The 15,351-nt window shown below is 61.1% G+C and carries 14 protein-coding genes and 1 pseudogene; 6 read left to right on the top strand and 9 right to left on the bottom strand.

The features are described 5' to 3' along the window. The first annotated feature begins 68 nt into the window (after positions 1-68). Together norR and NVV94_RS05075 are read left to right on the top strand one after the other, a co-directional pair. Complete coding sequence (norR, locus tag NVV94_RS05080) at positions 69-1,628, top strand: nitric oxide reductase transcriptional regulator NorR (protein ID WP_258446145.1); 1,560 nt, start codon at positions 69-71, stop codon at positions 1,626-1,628. A gap of 99 nt (positions 1,629-1,727) precedes the next feature. Beyond that, a complete protein-coding gene (locus NVV94_RS05075; RefSeq protein ID WP_258446144.1) occupies positions 1,728-2,627 on the top strand; it encodes a chemotaxis protein in 900 nt (299 codons plus the stop codon). 10 nt (positions 2,628-2,637) lie between these two features. Here NVV94_RS05075 and NVV94_RS05070 read toward each other — a convergent pair whose 3' ends face one another. Next, on the bottom strand, positions 2,638-2,916 hold the full coding sequence (locus tag NVV94_RS05070; protein ID WP_258446143.1) for a hypothetical protein: 279 nt from the start codon (positions 2,914-2,916) through the stop codon (positions 2,638-2,640). 369 nt (positions 2,917-3,285) lie between these two features. Here NVV94_RS05070 and NVV94_RS05065 point away from each other — a divergent pair. The 3 genes and pseudogenes from NVV94_RS05065 to NVV94_RS05055 form a co-directional block, all read left to right on the top strand. Beyond that, positions 3,286-3,552: pseudogene (locus NVV94_RS05065) on the top strand (ATP-binding protein); the annotation flags it as partial. 424 nt (positions 3,553-3,976) lie between these two features. Further along, complete coding sequence (locus NVV94_RS05060; RefSeq protein ID WP_258446142.1) at positions 3,977-5,476, top strand: sensor domain-containing diguanylate cyclase; 1,500 nt, start codon at positions 3,977-3,979, stop codon at positions 5,474-5,476. 132 nt (positions 5,477-5,608) lie between these two features. Then, positions 5,609-5,845, top strand: a complete 237-nt coding sequence (locus tag NVV94_RS05055) for a DUF3820 family protein (RefSeq protein WP_258446141.1) — start codon at positions 5,609-5,611, stop codon at positions 5,843-5,845. Between the two features lie 237 nt (positions 5,846-6,082). Here NVV94_RS05055 and NVV94_RS05050 read toward each other — a convergent pair whose 3' ends face one another. Genes NVV94_RS05050 through zwf form a run of 3 tightly spaced genes read right to left on the bottom strand, consistent with a single transcriptional unit; the run spans position 6,083 to position 8,935 of the window. Then, entirely contained in the window at positions 6,083-6,748 is a 666-nt protein-coding gene (locus tag NVV94_RS05050) for a bifunctional 4-hydroxy-2-oxoglutarate aldolase/2-dehydro-3-deoxy-phosphogluconate aldolase (RefSeq protein ID WP_258446140.1), read from the bottom strand. Positions 6,749-6,765: 17 nt separating this feature from the next. Continuing rightward, entirely contained in the window at positions 6,766-7,479 is a 714-nt protein-coding gene (pgl, locus tag NVV94_RS05045; protein WP_258446139.1) for a 6-phosphogluconolactonase, read from the bottom strand. Continuing rightward, on the bottom strand, positions 7,466-8,935 hold the full coding sequence (gene zwf, locus NVV94_RS05040) for a glucose-6-phosphate dehydrogenase (protein ID WP_258446138.1): 1,470 nt from the start codon (positions 8,933-8,935) through the stop codon (positions 7,466-7,468). Before zwf ends, pgl begins: the two co-directional genes overlap by 14 nt. 213 nt (positions 8,936-9,148) lie before the next feature. On the opposite strand from zwf, the gene hexR reads away from it, so the two are divergent. Continuing rightward, positions 9,149-10,009, top strand: a complete 861-nt coding sequence (hexR, locus tag NVV94_RS05035; RefSeq protein ID WP_258447622.1) for a DNA-binding transcriptional regulator HexR — start codon at positions 9,149-9,151, stop codon at positions 10,007-10,009. Here the strand turns inward: hexR and NVV94_RS05030 are convergent. The 5 genes from NVV94_RS05030 to NVV94_RS05010 form a co-directional block, all read right to left on the bottom strand. After that, positions 10,002-10,856 (bottom strand): D-hexose-6-phosphate mutarotase, encoded by an 855-nt coding sequence (locus tag NVV94_RS05030; RefSeq protein WP_258446137.1) that lies wholly within the window; start codon positions 10,854-10,856, stop codon positions 10,002-10,004. The two genes, hexR and NVV94_RS05030, sit on opposite strands and share 8 nt — an antisense overlap. Positions 10,857-11,022: 166 nt before the next feature. After that, on the bottom strand, positions 11,023-12,348 hold the full coding sequence (locus NVV94_RS05025; protein WP_408733480.1) for a carbohydrate porin: 1,326 nt from the start codon (positions 12,346-12,348) through the stop codon (positions 11,023-11,025). Positions 12,349-12,432: 84 nt separating this feature from the next. After that, positions 12,433-13,593, bottom strand: coding sequence for an ABC transporter ATP-binding protein (locus NVV94_RS05020; protein ID WP_258446135.1), 1,161 nt, complete (start codon positions 13,591-13,593; stop codon positions 12,433-12,435). A 4-nt stretch (positions 13,594-13,597) separates the two neighbouring features. After that, a complete protein-coding gene (locus NVV94_RS05015) occupies positions 13,598-14,443 on the bottom strand; it encodes a carbohydrate ABC transporter permease (protein ID WP_258446134.1) in 846 nt (281 codons plus the stop codon). Then, positions 14,436-15,344, bottom strand: a complete 909-nt coding sequence (locus NVV94_RS05010) for a carbohydrate ABC transporter permease (RefSeq protein ID WP_258446133.1) — start codon at positions 15,342-15,344, stop codon at positions 14,436-14,438. Before NVV94_RS05010 ends, NVV94_RS05015 begins: the two co-directional genes overlap by 8 nt. Between the last annotated feature and the right edge of the window lie 7 nt (positions 15,345-15,351).

Genomic DNA, 15,351 nt, shown 5'->3' with positions numbered 1-15,351 from the left:
AATTTAAAATTAGTGTAGTCGTAATGACACCAATACATTTATAGTCATTATGACTTGATGGAGTCATTATGACCTCGAAGAACCTCCTTACCGCCTTGCTGCCCCTGGTCAGCGATCTCTCCCGCGAACTGCCGGAGCGCGAACGCTACAGGCGCTTGCTTGAAGCCATGCGTGCCCTGCTGCCTTGCGATGCGGCTGCGCTGCTGCGCCTGGATGGAGAATGGCTGGTGCCGTTGGCCGTCGATGGTTTGAGCGACGATACCCTCGGTCGCCGCTTCAAGGTCAGCGAGCATCCGCGCTTTGAGGTGCTGCTGCGCAGCCCCGAGCCGACCCGCTTTGCCAGCGACAGCGCCTTGCCCGACCCCTATGACGGGCTGATCGAAGGCTTCCATCATCACCTTGAAGTCCATGATTGCCTGGGCTGCCCGCTGTTTATCGACGAGCGCCCCTGGGGCCTGCTGACCCTTGATGCCCTCGACCCTCTGCGTTTCGACAGCATCGAGCTCGACGCCCTGCAGGCCTTCGCCAGCCTGGCGGCGGCCACCGTCAATGTTGCTGATCGTATCGAACGGCTGGCCCTGCGCGCCGAAGACGAACATCAGCGTGCCGAAGTCTATCGGCAGGCCAGCGGCCAACAGAGCAAGGAACTCATCGGTCAAAGCAAACCGCACAAGCGCCTGGTCGAAGAGATCAACCTGGTCGGTGGCAGCGACCTGACGGTGCTGATCACCGGTCAAACCGGTGTTGGCAAAGAGCTTGTCGCGCAGGCCATCCACGCCGCGTCGCCGCGCGCACACAAACCCATGATCAGCCTCAATTGCGCTGCCCTGCCCGACGCCCTGGTGGAAAGCGAATTGTTCGGTCATGTCCGCGGCGCCTTCACCGGCGCACTCAGCGACCGGCGCGGCAAGTTCGAACTGGCCGATGGCGGTACGCTGTTTCTCGACGAAGTCGGCGAGCTGTCGTTGACCGTCCAGGCCAAGCTCTTGCGGGTGCTGCAAAGCGGCCAGCTGCAGCGCCTGGGCTCGGATCAGGAACATCAGGTGGATGTCCGGCTGATCGCAGCGACCAACCGCGACCTGGCCGAAGAAGTTCGCAGCGGGCGTTATCGCGCCGACTTCTACCACCGCCTGAGCGTCTACCCCTTGCAGGTTCCGCCGCTGCGTGAACGCGGCAAGGATGTCCTGTTGCTCAGCGGCTATTTTCTCGAGCAGAACCGCTCGCACATGGGCCTGGGCAGCCTGCGCCTGAGCGCCGATGCTCAGGCTGCGCTGCTGGCATACGACTGGCCGGGGAACGTCCGTGAACTGGAGCACTTGATTGGCCGCTCGGCGCTCAAGGCGCTTGGCCAGCACCGTGAACGGCCAAGAATCCTCACCCTGAGCGCCGCCGACCTGGACCTGCCGTCCCCTTCAACCGCTCAAGAAAACCCGGCTTCACAATTGCAGACAGCGAGCAGCGTGGCCGTTGCCGTCGGCGACCTGCGTCAGGCAACCGATCGCTATCAACGGCAAATCATCGAGGCCTGCCTCACCCGTCATCAACAGAACTGGGCCGGTGCAGCCCGCGAACTGGGCCTGGATCGTGCCAACCTCAGTCGACTGGCCCGGCGCCTGGGCTTGAAGTGAGCGCATCGTCAATTGTTGGGCAGGAAAACTAAAGCCGGGCGACAGCAGGTCGATAACCCGGCATTCCCTCTTTTCAGCGGTCTGACCCAGAAGGTTTCCATGGCTTCCCAAAACGCTCGCGCAGACTCTCTTTCGCTGCTGCTGTTCACCTTGCGCAGTGGCAAGCTCATGGCGATCAACCTGCTGAAAGTCAGTGAAATCATCCCCTGCCCGCCGTTGACCCGGTTGCCCGAATCGCACCCGCATGTCAAAGGCGTGGCCACCCTGCGAGGCGCATCGCTGGCGGTGATCGACCTGAGCCGGGCGATTGGCGAGATGCCCTTGCTCGACCCCAACGGTGGCTGCCTGATCGTCACCGATATCAGCCGCTCCAAACAGGGCTTGCATGTGCAGGCCGTGAGCAAGATCGTGCACTGCCTGACCACCGATATCCGCCCGCCACCCTATGGCGCCGGGAACCGATCCTTCATCACTGGTGTAACCCAGGTCGATGGCACGCTGGTTCAGGTGCTGGATATCGAGAAAGTCATCCACGGCATTGCACCGGCGCCGATCGAAGTCGCGCCCACCTTATTGAACGCCGAAGACGCCGCCGTGCTGGCCAAGGCCAATATCCTGGTGGTCGACGATAGCCAGGTCGCACTGCAGCAATCGCTTCTGACCCTGCGCAACCTGGGCATCGACTGTCACACCGCGCGCAGTGCCCGGGAAGCGATCGACCAGCTTCTCGAATTGCAAGGCACCGCCGAGCAGATCAATGTGCTGGTCTCGGACATTGAAATGTCGGAGATGGACGGTTATGCCCTGACCCGTACCTTGCGCGAAACGCCGGACTTCAAGGACCTCTACATCCTCCTGCACACCTCGCTGGACAGCGCCATGAACAGCGAAAAAGCCAATGCAGCCGGTGCCAACGCGGTGTTGACCAAGTTTTCCTCGCCGGAGCTGACCGATTGCCTCATTCGTGCCGCCCGTGCAGTAGTGGCCGAGGGTCTCTGAACCGTACGCCTCAAAGCCAGATAAACACATAGAGCAAGGCAATTCCCGACATCAGGAGGGAGCTCTCGTCGTGACAACCCAGGGCCAATATCGTCACCATCAGAGCACCGATGATTGCCCAGCGCATCAGCAAATGCTCCAGGCGTGAGGCGTACCAGAGGCCTACTGCCCAGGGCAGTAAAAGATGACAACCCTGCGCGCCAGTCAACCCTGGCGACAACGACAACACCAGCAGGGGGAAAAATACCAGCAACGTGTTCAGCGAGTTCTTACGAGTCTGGCTGTTCACCGGCTACCTCTTTGATAGCTGATCGAGAAGCTGGCAAGTCTCGTGGCAAGCACACGGATCCTCTATTGGCAAAATCCGTCCAAACTGTAGGAAACGGCTGAAAACATCCAAATTATTTGCCGAAAGGTTTCTCGGCTCCAACTCGCAGACAGTGCTGTCAGTTTTCAGTCACCTTGCTGACCGGATCGCAGGACTATAAGAGTGCACTACAGCACCCGATCCCCCACCCTCCCAAGCATGGGGCGCCCCGCAAGCATGCGTACTCAGACCCGGAAAATCCTGATCATCGCCGCGCTCATCGTCCTGGCAGCCGTAGCCTGGGCCCTGGCCCGGCCGACGGTGGTCAAGCCCATGATCGCCAGCGCTGTTCCGATCAAGGTCATCGACGTCAGCATCCAGGCCTATGCCGACAAGGTCAGCCTGGCCGTGACCAACCCAGGCCCAACGATCGCCCAGAAGCACTTGCCGCTGCTCTTCGAGCGTTTCTATCGGGTCGATGCTTCACGCACCAACAGCGGTGGCAACCATGGCCTGGGGCTGGCCATCGTCAAGGCCATCGCGCTCATGCATGGCGGTACGGTATTTGTGCGCAGCCAGGCCGGCAGCAACACGTTCAGCATCAACCTTCCCACTTGACTGTTACCTGATACGTAACAGACCGTGATGTTGATGAGCACCGCTTCATTGTCGATTACCCGCTTAACATTTTCTAACAAGCGTTTAATCAAAAAAACCGGAGCCTGTGTCGGCTTTTTTCTATAAGTCATTATCCAACTTAGAAAAAATCCATCGGCGAAGTCTTGGCTGCAAAGACGACATTAGCAACTTGCCATCATGCGTGAACGCGCGTTCGATTCAGAGCTTGTTCCGCTCTCCCCCCGCCCCTAGAATATCGCCGCTTCCCATTGCCACAACGGATATCAGGCAATTCACTGATCGGCCCCTGATGGGTACTGTTGATTAGAACAGGGACAAATATCCAATTGGATAGTCATTGCATTCGTTTGACCCTGAGTCTTTTAAACACCGATCAACCTGCCTCCTTATCACGATCAGAGCAATGAACGCGCGCATCTCAATCCAGCGGCAATCGAAGACAGCCGCGCTCCCCGAGCTGCTCCTGAATCTTGGCAGCACCCTGGCCGTGGTGGCGATCGTTGCCATCGTTGCCTTTCTGTTGGTCCGCGAACGTACCAGCGCCGAACATGCCGCCTCGCGCTCGGCATCCAACATCGTGAAACTGATCGACACCGATGTGCTGCGCAATGTGGAACTCTACGACCAGTCGTTGCAGGGCATCATCGCCACCTCACAACACCCTGACCTGTTGAACATCCGTCCTGAATTGCGCCAGCAGGTACTGTTCAACCGGGCCATCACGGCGCCCTTTCGCGGTGACATTCTGTGGCTGGACAAAAACGGCGATATCGTCGCCGACTCCACCAGTGTCACCGCCAGGTCCGCCAACTTTGCCAATAGCAGGATTTTCCAGGCCCTTCGCGAAGATCCGAACCTGGGCCTGGTGATCAGCCCGCCATTCAAGGCTCCCCTGAACGAACTGGACTGGTGCATCACCTTCAGCCGCCGGATTTCCGCCAGCGATGGATCCTTTCTCGGCGTGGCTGCCGGTGCCTTGCGGCTGGCCTACTTCGATGACCTGTTCAAGAGCCTGGACATCGGCAAGGACAGCTCCGTCAACCTGATTAACATCAGCGGCAACCTGCTGGCACGGCAACCCTCGTTACCGGGCGACCCGATGGTCGGCCACGACTTCAGCGAGAGCAAGAATTTCAAACGCATCCTGGAGGCGAAACAGGGCAGTTTTACCGGCATCTCAGCCCGTAGCCAACACGAACGGCTCTATACCTTTTCCCGGGTCGGCAATTTGCCGTTGTTCGTCATCGTGGCCCAGTCCACCGCAGAGGTGTATGCCTCCTGGAAGCGCACGGTGGTTATGGTCAGCGTTGCCACAGGCCTGCTCTGTATCGGCATTCTCTGGCTGACGCTGCTGCTGGGGCGTGAGCTGCGCCTGCGCAAGCGCGCCGAGCACGACCTGGCCGCGCTTGCCTCCACCGACAGCCTGACTGGCCTGGCCAACCGCCGCTGCCTGGATCAGACCCTGCAACTCGAATGGGCGCGCACGCAACGCAGCGCACGGCCGCTGTCGGTGCTGATGGTCGATGTCGACCACTTCAAGGCCTTCAATGAACGTCATGGCCACCAAGGCGGCGATGAAGCCTTGCGCAACGTCGCCCACGTCATCGAGCAGAGCATTCGGCGCCCGGGCGATCTGGCTGCCCGCTATGGTGGCGAAGAGTTCCTGGTGATCCTGCCGGAGACTGATCTGGTCGGCGCACTCGGCATCGCCGAGATCATTCGCTCCAGCGTTCAGGCACAACCACCCTTTGCCAACGATCAGCGACCGGTGACCGTCAGTATCGGCGTGAGTTCGCTGTCGACCGATACCGTCAGCACCCTCGAAGCCCTGCTGGGCGCAGCCGATACTGCCCTGTATCAGGCCAAGCACAGCGGCCGGAATCAGGTCAGCCACGTCGCCTGAGTGCACCTGCCCAAGCCTGCAGACGCGACCCAGGCCCGAACGGCCCGGATCTTTCTACATGAACTGTCAATTAGCCTGCATGCAGAATGCATGTATTTTTCGAGACATTGACGTACACAGGTGCCCCGCTCCATGAACCCGGAAAAACTGGAACTGCTGATAACCCGCGAGATGCCGTTCGGCAAGTACAAGGGCCGAATCATCGCAGACCTGCCCGGCCCCTACCTGAACTGGTTCGCCCGCGAAGGCTTTCCCAAGGGCGAGCTGGGTGGACTGCTGGCGCTGATGCACGAGATCGACCACAACGGTTTGTCCGACCTGCTGGAACCGCTGCGCAGCAAACACTCGCGCCCCCGTCCCCGCCCCTGACTGATCAGCAGGCCATGGCTGCCAGGCTGCTCGACGAATATAACCTGCTCACGCCACTGCGACAGCCTGCGGCAGCGGCATGGATTCGGCGTACCACGGTCGGCGTAGCTGCTGCCGTCAGGCTCGGTGCGCCGCTGCGACGCCAAGGGCCAACGGCCCTTCAACAATCTCCAGGCGAAAAAAAAAGGTGCGCCGACCAAGCGCACCTTAAAGCCGTGTAGCAACTACAAAAACGAATCAGTCGAACAGTGCCAACGCCTCGACACTGCATTCCTGGATGCGCGCCCAATCGCGGTTCTTGACCCAGGCACTTTCGAACATCCAGGTACCGCCCACGCACATCACATTCGGCTGGGAGATATAGCTTTTCAGGTTGCCGGGATTGACCCCGCCGGTGGGGCAGAAACGCACTTCACCGAAGGGCCCCGCGAACGCCTTGATCGCCGCGACGCCACCACTGATTTCCGCCGGGAACAGCTTGAAGCGACGATAACCCAAGGCGTAGCCCATCATGATTTCCGAGGCGCTGCTGATACCCGGCAGCATCGGCAAGGCGCTTTCCACACCGGCTTCCAGGATGTCCTGGGTGCAGCCGGGCGTGACAATGAACTGCGCACCGGCAGCTTCGGTGGCGGCCAGCATCTGCCGATCGAGCACGGTACCGGCACCGATACACAGCTCCGGGCGTTGCTCGCGCAACAGGCGAATCGCCTTGAGGCCATGCTCGCTGCGCAGGGTGATCTCAAGCGTTTTCAAGCCGCCGGCAGCCAGCGCATCGGCCAGTGGCAGAATGTCTTCCTCACGGGCAATGGTGATGACCGGAAGAATCTTTGCCTTGGCGCAAAGGCTGTCGATCTGGGCGATCTTGTCCGCCATGCGGTGTTGTTTTTCGAGCGTCGTCATAGCGGCTGATCCTTGGCTCATGGGCACCAGTAAATCTCTAAAGAAGAATGAAGAAACGCACGAATCGGCATCTCGGCGATGTCATCGCCCGCCACCGCGGTGCGCAGGGTAGTCAATTTGCCCTCGCCCTGAACAGCCAGGATCGAGAGGCGTGCCGAAGCCAGCAGGGTCCGGGTCATGCTCAGGCGCTGGTGCGGCACCGTCGGTGCACGCATGGGCAGGCAGCGACGCGTACCTTCTGCCTGCATCGCCTCAGCCAGGTTCGTGCTATTGGGGAACAGCGAAGCGGTATGCCCGTCGTCGCCCATGCCCAGCACCAACACGTCGATCGGTGGCAGTTCCGCCAGGACCTGGTCAGCTTCGTCCGCAGCCGCCTGCAGGCTTGCAGTGGCACGGTACAAGCCAATGAAGCGCGCCCTGGCCACGTCGCCAACCAACAGGTAGCGCTTGAGCAGGCCGGCGTTGCTGTCTACATGTTCGACCGGCACCCAGCGCTCGTCGGCGAGGCTGATCACCACCTTCGACCAGTCCAGTACCTGACGTGCCAGGCACTGGAAGAACATCACCGGGCTACGCCCGCCGGACAGCACCAGCGTCGCGACGCCGTTCTGCTCGATCGCCTGGCGAAGCTGTCCGGCCACCTTGTCGGCAAGGGCCTCGGCCAACAGCGCCGGGTTTGCAAAATCAAGTGCCCGCACGCTTGCCGGCAGTTTCAATTCAGATATCGCCATACCAAGACCTCCCATCGCGGGTAATCAGTGCAATCGAGCTCATCGGCCCCCAGGAACCCGCCGCATACGGCTTGGGTGCATCACCGGACTTCTTCCAGCCGGCGATCAACTGATCGCACCACTTCCACGCATATTCGATTTCATCCTTGCGCACAAACAGGTTCTGATTGCCACGCATCACTTCCAGCAACAACCGCTCGTAGGCATCGGGAATCCGCGCACTGCGATAGGTGTCGGAAAAATTCAGCTGCAGCGGGCCGCTGCGCAGTTGCATGCCCTTGTCCAGGCCCTGCTCCTTGGTCATCACCCGCAGGGAAATACCTTCGTCCGGCTGCAGGCGGATGATCAGCTTGTTACTGATCTGCAGGCGCTGCTCGGGGGCGAAGATGTAGTGCGGCGGTTCCTTGAAATGGATGACGATCTGCGACAGCTTCTGCGGCATGCGTTTGCCGGTGCGCAGGTAGAACGGCACCCCGGCCCAGCGCCAGTTGCGGATGTCGGCACGCAGGGCAACGAATGTCTCGGTGTCGCTCTGGGTGTTGGAGTTTTCTTCCTCCAGGTAGCCCGGCACCGGCTTGCCTTCGCTGTAACCGGCGATGTACTGGCCGCGCACCACCTGGGTGGTCAGGCCCTCGGCGCTGATCGGCGCCAGCGCCTTGAGCACCTTGACCTTCTCGTCGCGAATACTGTCGGCGGAGAGGTCGCTCGGCGGGTCCATGGCGATCAGGCACAGCAGCTGCAACAAGTGGTTCTGGATCATGTCGCGCAGTTGCCCGGCCTGATCGAAGTAACCCCAGCGCCCTTCGATACCTACCTTCTCGGCCACCGTGATTTCCACATGGGAGATGTAGTTCTGGTTCCATTGGGTTTCGAACAGGCTGTTGGCAAACCGCAGGGCGATCAGGTTCTGGACCGTTTCCTTGCCCAGGTAATGGTCGATCCGGTAGACACGATTCTCCGGGAAAAACCGCGCCACGGCATCATTGACCCGGCGCGAAGAGGCCAGGTCATGGCCAATCGGTTTTTCCAGCACTGCCCGGGTGCGCTCGGTCAGGCCGACCTTGGCCAGGTTCTCGCAGATCGCCCCGTAGACCGACGCCGGCGTGGCGAAGTAGGCAATCAATTGTTCGCTGGTACCGACCCGCTCGGCCAGGGCGACGTAATCGCCCGCCTCGAGAAAGTCCACATGCAGGTAGCTCAAACGGGCCAGAAAGCGCTTGAGCGGCACCTCCTCGATTTGCGCCGCCGCTACATACACCCGCAGCTGTTCTTCGATGGCGGCCAGGTGCTGCGCCTCATCGCCAGGCTCGCGGGCCAGCGCCAGGATGCGCGTATCGGCGTGCAACAGATCGGCTCGATCGAGTTGATACAAGGCTGGGAACAGCTTTCGCAGCGCCAGGTCACCCAAGGCGCCAAACAGGGCAAAGGTGCAGGGTTCGACGGTTATCGATGGCATGATGTTTGTTCTTTTATCAAGTTAGACTAGAAATACCTTTTTTTAAGGCAGCTTTCAAGGGAAAATGTAGTAATAAACACAACATTTTGCCTCGCGATCAGATTCAAGTGGTGAACCCTCCATGCCATCAGTACGATAGGCCACCGTGAAAAACAGCCCTGCCGGCGTTTGCCGCTGGCTGCATCCTCGACCCAAGGACATTACATGGACCGCGTGCGAAACCTCCTGGAGCAGATCCAGGGCCGCCTCGAAGAGCTGAACAAGGCTGAGCGCAAAGTCGCCGAAGTCATCCTGCTCAACCCTCAGCAAGCCACCCGCTTCAGCATCGCCGCCCTGGCCCAGGCAGCCAAGGTGAGCGAGCCGACCGTCAACCGCTTCTGCCGCTCGTTCGGCGTGAGCGGCTACCCCGAGCTCAAACTACAACTGGCCCAGAGCCTGGCCAGTGGCGCGGCCTACGTCAGCCGCGCGGTGGAAGCCGATGACGATCCGGGCGCCTACACCCAGAAGATCTTCGGCAGCGCCATCGCTTCACTCGACAGCGCCTGCCAGCAACTGGACCCGAACCTGATCAGCCGCGCCGTCGACATGCTGATCCAGGCACGGCAGATTCATTTCTTCGGCCTCGGTGCTTCAGCCCCGGTAGCGCTCGATGCCCAGCACAAGTTTTTCCGCTTCAACCTGGCCGTGTCGGCCCACGCCGACGTGCTGATGCAGCGGATGCTGGCGTCGGTGGCCCACACCGGCGAGCTGTTCGTGATCATTTCCTACACCGGACGCACCCGCGAGCTGGTCGAAGTGGCGCGCCTGGCGCGTGAAAACGGTGCCTCGGTACTGGGCCTTACCGCTGCCGGCTCGCCCCTGGCCAAGGCCAGCAGCCTGAGCCTGAATATTCCGCTGCCCGAAGACACCGACATCTATATGCCGATGACTTCGCGGATCATTCAGTTAACCGTACTTGATGTTTTGGCAACCGGCATGACCCTTCGTCGTGGCGTGGACTTCCAGCCACACCTGCGCAAGATCAAGGAAAGCCTCAACGCCAGCCGCTACCCGGTCGACGACGAGTTCAATTGAGCAACTGCGCCTGAAGCTTCAGGTGCGCCTGCTCGCCAGGCGCCAGGCTCAGGCTGTCACTGCTGCCGCTGGCCGCTTCGATGCAGACAAAGCCCAGGCTTTCGCTGCCACTGACGCCCATCAACGGCCGGCTGCCGGGGTGCCAGACGACAGTGTCCTGACTGTCGCCGGTATCGATGCTCAACTGCCGTTGCCAGGCTCGGTCCTGCAGTTGCAATGAGCCAGCGTGCTGGAACACGCGCTGGCAACCGCCACTGACCTTCAAATCGCCCTCCTGCCGGCAAGCGCGGCGGTTCAACTGGTCATAACCCTCCGCGTTTTCTAGCCCAGACAGCGCTATCTCAGCGACGCTGCTAATACGCCAGTAGGCCAACAGAGCATGACTCAACTGGCAAGGCTGGGTGTCCTGGTGCTCGGTGGTCAGGTGCAACTCCATGGTTTCGCCCAGCCGGGCATGCAGGTCGACCTGCCATTCGCATAACTGCAAACGCCAGTGCAGGCTGACACCCTGCTCGTCGTCACGGCTTTCAAGCAGCTTCCAGTCGACCAGCCGCGCCCAGCCGTGGGCCGGCCACATGCCTTCGCTCGGATGGCGCCCGTACCAGGGCCAGCACACCGGCACTCCACCGCGAATCGCTCCTGCCTGTGGCCATTGCGCCGCACACCACAGCCACGGCTTCTGGCCACGCGGCTGAAAGTGCAACAACTGCGCGCCCTGGCGGCTGAACGCAGCCTGGCATTGCGGATGATCGATGATCAGCACGTCGCGCTGCTGGTAGCGCTCCCACTCGAAGGTCGGTCGGGTCCGCAGCGATTTGAAGAAGCGCTGGAGGGGGTGCTCTTGCATGGGAAGTCCTGGGAGTTCTTATAGATGTGCAGTGATTGTTCTGACGTCATCGCGGGCAAGCGGAACGCCGCCCGGCCCTTCCTACAAGGGACGCGCCGATCCTGTAGGAGCGGGCTTGCCCGCGATCGACCGCGCAAGCGGTCGCAAAACAGCGCAACAGGATACGTCAGAACACCGATTGAATCTTCACCCCAGCGACGATTGCATCATCGACCTCGTCCACCGCCCCCGGATGCTTGACGTACTGCAGGTTCGGTCGCACCGTCAGCCAGTTGGTCACGTGCACGCCGTAATACAGCTCGGCGTTGTATTCGGTTTCCCGGATGGGCAGGAATGCCGGGTTGTCATAGTCATCGATGCCGTTGAGGTCGTTGACCAGCTGTGCACGCTTTTTCACGTCGTCATTGACATGGATGCGGGCCACGCCGAACCCGATATCGTCCTTGGGCCGTGCATCGAACGGGCCTTTGTAGACCACACCGACCTGCTGGTAATTGTCGACCGTGTTGGTGTCCTTGTCGTGCACCGTCAGGTTGGCGAACACGTTCAAGCCACGACTGACGTCGCCGTTGTGCGAAGTGACCTGCTGTTGCGCCACCACCCACCAACCGTGCTTGCTGCTGTGGGAGCGGAACTCGCCGCCCGGGGTGAGCGGTTGCGGCTGACCGTCGGCGCCTTCATAAACATCATCGGCCTTGGCCGTGCTGTAGTAGTAACCGACACGGTACTCGCCAGGCAGCGCATTGACCTGCGGCGACCAGACCAGCTCCACCGGCAGTATCATGCCCTCGGTACCGCTGCCGCTGAGCTTGAAGGCGTTGCCGGTTTCCAGGTACGACGGGTTCTGTTCGTACACACCGATCTGAGCGAAAAACTCCGGCGTGATGTTGTATTTCACCCGCAAGGCCCACTGGCTGACCGGCCAGTTGTACCAGATGTCACCGACCCAGTTGCCCACCTGCGAACCGCAGAACGCCAGGTTCTGGAAGTCGCAGGGAAAGCTGTTGAAGTCCTCGCCCTCGCCGAAGCGCCCGACTTTCACGTCCAGCGCGCCGTCGAAGTATTTCTGCTTGACCCACATTTGCGTCAGACGCCAGGTCTGGCCGCGCCCCCAGACTTCCTGCACCGAACTGAGATGCCCGGCCCGTGGATCGCTGATGCGGTCGTTGGACAGGTTACGACCGCTGCGCTCGGTGATCGTCAACCGGGCCTCGGCATCGTTCCAGCCCAGGATCTTTTCCAGGTCCAGCTTCACACCCAGGGCGAACTGATCGCTGTAGCGCGCCGTCTTGTCGTCGTTGTAGCCCCCCTTGAGGTTGCCCGCCACTTCGCCGACATATTCCAGGGTGAAGTCATAGCCCTTTTCGAGCAACTCGGTGCGAGTGCCATCCCAATCGCCCGTCATCCATTTCGACTCGGGGTCGAATGCGCCGGCAGCCTGCACGCTGCCCGCCAAGCCCAGCGCAGCGAGCGCTGTCAGCTGGCCGATCATTCGACGCGACACCCGGTTTTTGGCTGTTGTGTTGTCCATCCGTTACGTCCTCGTATTATTTTTATGAAAACGGGGTGACTCGATTCAACGGCCCTTGAACTGCGCGACGTTGTCGGCGCGCGACTGGGCCTGCGCCTGGCCGACGACGCCCAGGCGCTCACCGCTCCGGGCATCGAACAGCAGCACCCTGGCCGGGTCGAATTGCAGGTTCAGGGTCTCGCCCACCTGGGGCGCGATGTCCGGCGCCAGGCGGCAGCAGACCTTGGTCTGGTTGAGGGTGACGAACACCAGGGTGTCCGGCCCGGTCGGTTCGGTGACCTGCACCTCGGCACGAATGCTCGGCAGGCCGTTGGGCTCGGTCGGGGCCAGGACGATCTGCTCCGGGCGCATGCCAAGAATCACTTCACGGTCTTCCAGCCCGGCTTCGTCCAGACCCAGAGGCAGTTCGCAGCGGGCCTGGCCGCTGTCGAGCAGCGCGTGCAGGCGTCCTTCCCGGCGTTGCAGGCGCAAGGGGATGAAGTTCATGGGAGGCGATCCGATGAAGCTCGCCACGAACAGGTTGGCCGGGTCGTTGTAGATCTGCTGTGGCGTACCGAACTGCTGGATCAGCCCGTCCTTCATCACCGCCACCTTGTCGCCCAGGGTCATGGCTTCGATCTGGTCGTGGGTCACGTAGACCGTGGTGGTTTTCAGGCGTTGGTGCATCAGTTTGATTTCGGTGCGCATTTCCACCCGCAACTTGGCGTCGAGGTTGGACAGCGGCTCGTCGAACAGGTAGATCTTCGGTCGCCGCGCCAGTGCCCGGCCCATGGCCACCCGCTGCTGCTGGCCACCGGACAGTTGCCCCGGCTTGCGCCCGAGCAGGTGTTCGATCTGCAGCAACCTGGAAACCCGGGCGACTTCCTCTTCGATCGCCGCAGGTGCCATCTTGCGGATTTTCAGGCCGAAGGCGATGTTGTCGCGCACGCTCATGGTCGGGTACAGCGCATAGGACTGAAACACCATGGCGATGTCGCGATCCTTGGGGCTCATGCCGCTGATGTCGGCGTCATCGACCAGGATCGCCCCGCCGCTGATGCTTTCCAGCCCGGCGATGCAGTTCATCAGGGTCGACTTGCCACACCCGGACGGGCCCACGAGGATCAGGAACTCCCCGGGCTCGATCTTCAACTCGATGTTCTTCAAGGTGTCCGGCAAGCCACTGCCGTAGGTCTTGTTGACGTTGCGCAATTCAAGCGTTGCCATGTGCTTACCCCTTGACCGCGCCGGCAGTGAGCCCACGCAAGAAATATTTGCCAGCCAGTACATAAACCAACAAGGTCGGTAACCCGGCGATCATCGCCGCCGCCATGTCGACGTTGTATTCCTTGACCCCGGTGCTGGTGTTGACCAGGTTGTTCAGGGCCACGGTGATCGGCTGGGCATCGCCGCTGGCGAAGACCACGCCGAAGAGAAAGTCGTTCCAGATCTGCGTGAACTGCCAGATCAGGCAGACCATGATGATCGGGATCGACATGGGCAGCAGGATCCTCGTGAAGATGGTGAAAAAGCCCGCGCCATCGAGCCGCGCCGCCCGCACCAGGGCATCGGGCACGCTCATGAAGTAGTTGCGGAAGAACAGCGTGGTGAAGGCCAGGCCATAGACGATATGGACGATCACCAACCCCGTGGTGGTGCTGGCCAGGCCCAGCTTGCCGAGAGTGAAGGACGCCGGCAGCAGCACGGTCTGGAACGGCAGAAAGCAGCCGAACAACAGCAGCCCGAAGAACAGCTGCGAGCCGCGAAAGCGCCACATCGTCAGCACGTAGCCATTGAGTGCGCCGAGCAGGGTCGAGATGAACACCGCCGGCAGGGTGATCTTCACCGAGTTCCAGAAAAAGCCGCCGACCGTGTCCCAGGCCTTGATCCAGCCGATGCCGGTGATCACTTGCGGCCAGCTCAGGAGGTTGCCGGTGCGGATGTCCTCGGGCGACTTGAAGCTGGTCAGCAGCATCACGATCAACGGGATCAGGTACACCGCGCAGGCCAGCAGCAGGGTCGCGTAGATGGCGATGCGGCTGAAGTTGAGGGTCGGCTTGGCCAATTGATTATGCATGGCGCTTACCCCGCAGTTCCGAGTACAGGTACGGCACCAGGATCGACAGGATCGCGCCGAGCATCAGCATCGCACTGGCCGAGCCCATGCCCATCTGGCCACGGCTGAAGGTGAAGGAGTACATGAACATCGCCGGCAGGTCCGAGGCGTAGCCGGGGCCACCGGCGGTCATTGCTGCGACCAGGTCGAAGCTCTTGATGGCGATGTGCGCGAGGATCATCAGGGCACTGAAGAACACCGGGCGCAGGCTCGGCAGGACGATGCGCAGGTAGATGGTCGGCAGGCTCGCGCCATCGACCTGGGCGGCGCGAATGATCGACTGATCGACACCGCGCAGCCCCGAGAGAAACAAGGCCATGACAAAGCCGGACGACTGCCACACCGCGGCGATGACCAGGCAATAGACCACCCGCTCCGGGTCCACCAGCCAGTCCAGGCGAAAGCCTTCCCAGCCCCAGTCGCGCAGCATCTTGTCCAAGCCCAGGCCGGGGTTGAGCAGCCATTTCCAGGCGGTGCCGGTGACGATCATCGACAATGCCATCGGGTACAGGTAGACCGTGCGGATAAAGCCTTCGCGGCGGATGCGCTGGTCGAGCAGCACCGCCAGGACCACGCCGATCACCAGGCTGATGCCGATGAACAGGCCACCGAACACCGCGAGGTTCTTGCTCGCTACCCACCAGCGGTCGTTCTCCATCAACCGCGCGTACTGCGCCAGGCCCACCCATTTGTAGCTGGGCATGAAGCTGGAATTGGTGAACGACAACAGGAAGGTCCAGAGGATGTAACCGTAGAAACCCACCAGGACGATCAGCATGCTGGGTGCCAGTACCAGTTTCGGTAGCCAGCGTTGTAGCTTTTCTGTGGGCGAGACTCGGCCCAATGCAGCCATTGTGCTCATAAGTAAG

Origin of the sequence: Pseudomonas sp. LS1212 (genome assembly GCF_024741815.1) — a bacterium.
Taxonomy (GTDB): domain Bacteria; phylum Pseudomonadota; class Gammaproteobacteria; order Pseudomonadales; family Pseudomonadaceae; genus Aquipseudomonas.
Note: the sequence above shows the minus strand (reverse complement) of the source record. Positions and strands in the feature narration are given on the sequence as shown.

Bases quoted from the DNA above. Each gene is read 5' to 3' on its own strand.
- NVV94_RS05015 (WP_258446134.1), bottom strand. From the start codon at position 14,443: ATGCATAATCAATTGGCCAAGCCGACCCTCAACTTCAGCCGCATCGCC.
- NVV94_RS05025 (WP_408733480.1), bottom strand. From the start codon at position 12,348: ATGATCGGCCAGCTGACAGCGCTCGCTGCGCTGGGCTTGGCGGGCAGC.
- NVV94_RS05060 (WP_258446142.1), top strand. From the start codon at position 3,977: ATGAACGCGCGCATCTCAATCCAGCGGCAATCGAAGACAGCCGCGCTC.
- NVV94_RS05020 (WP_258446135.1), bottom strand. From the start codon at position 13,593: ATGGCAACGCTTGAATTGCGCAACGTCAACAAGACCTACGGCAGTGGC.
- NVV94_RS05075 (WP_258446144.1), top strand. From the start codon at position 1,728: ATGGCTTCCCAAAACGCTCGCGCAGACTCTCTTTCGCTGCTGCTGTTC.
- norR (WP_258446145.1), top strand. From the start codon at position 69: ATGACCTCGAAGAACCTCCTTACCGCCTTGCTGCCCCTGGTCAGCGAT.
- NVV94_RS05050 (WP_258446140.1), bottom strand. From the start codon at position 6,748: ATGACGACGCTCGAAAAACAACACCGCATGGCGGACAAGATCGCCCAG.
- NVV94_RS05030 (WP_258446137.1), bottom strand. From the start codon at position 10,856: ATGCAAGAGCACCCCCTCCAGCGCTTCTTCAAATCGCTGCGGACCCGA.
- NVV94_RS05055 (WP_258446141.1), top strand. From the start codon at position 5,609: ATGAACCCGGAAAAACTGGAACTGCTGATAACCCGCGAGATGCCGTTC.
- NVV94_RS05010 (WP_258446133.1), bottom strand. From the start codon at position 15,344: ATGAGCACAATGGCTGCATTGGGCCGAGTCTCGCCCACAGAAAAGCTA.
- pgl (WP_258446139.1), bottom strand. From the start codon at position 7,479: ATGGCGATATCTGAATTGAAACTGCCGGCAAGCGTGCGGGCACTTGAT.
- zwf (WP_258446138.1), bottom strand. From the start codon at position 8,935: ATGCCATCGATAACCGTCGAACCCTGCACCTTTGCCCTGTTTGGCGCC.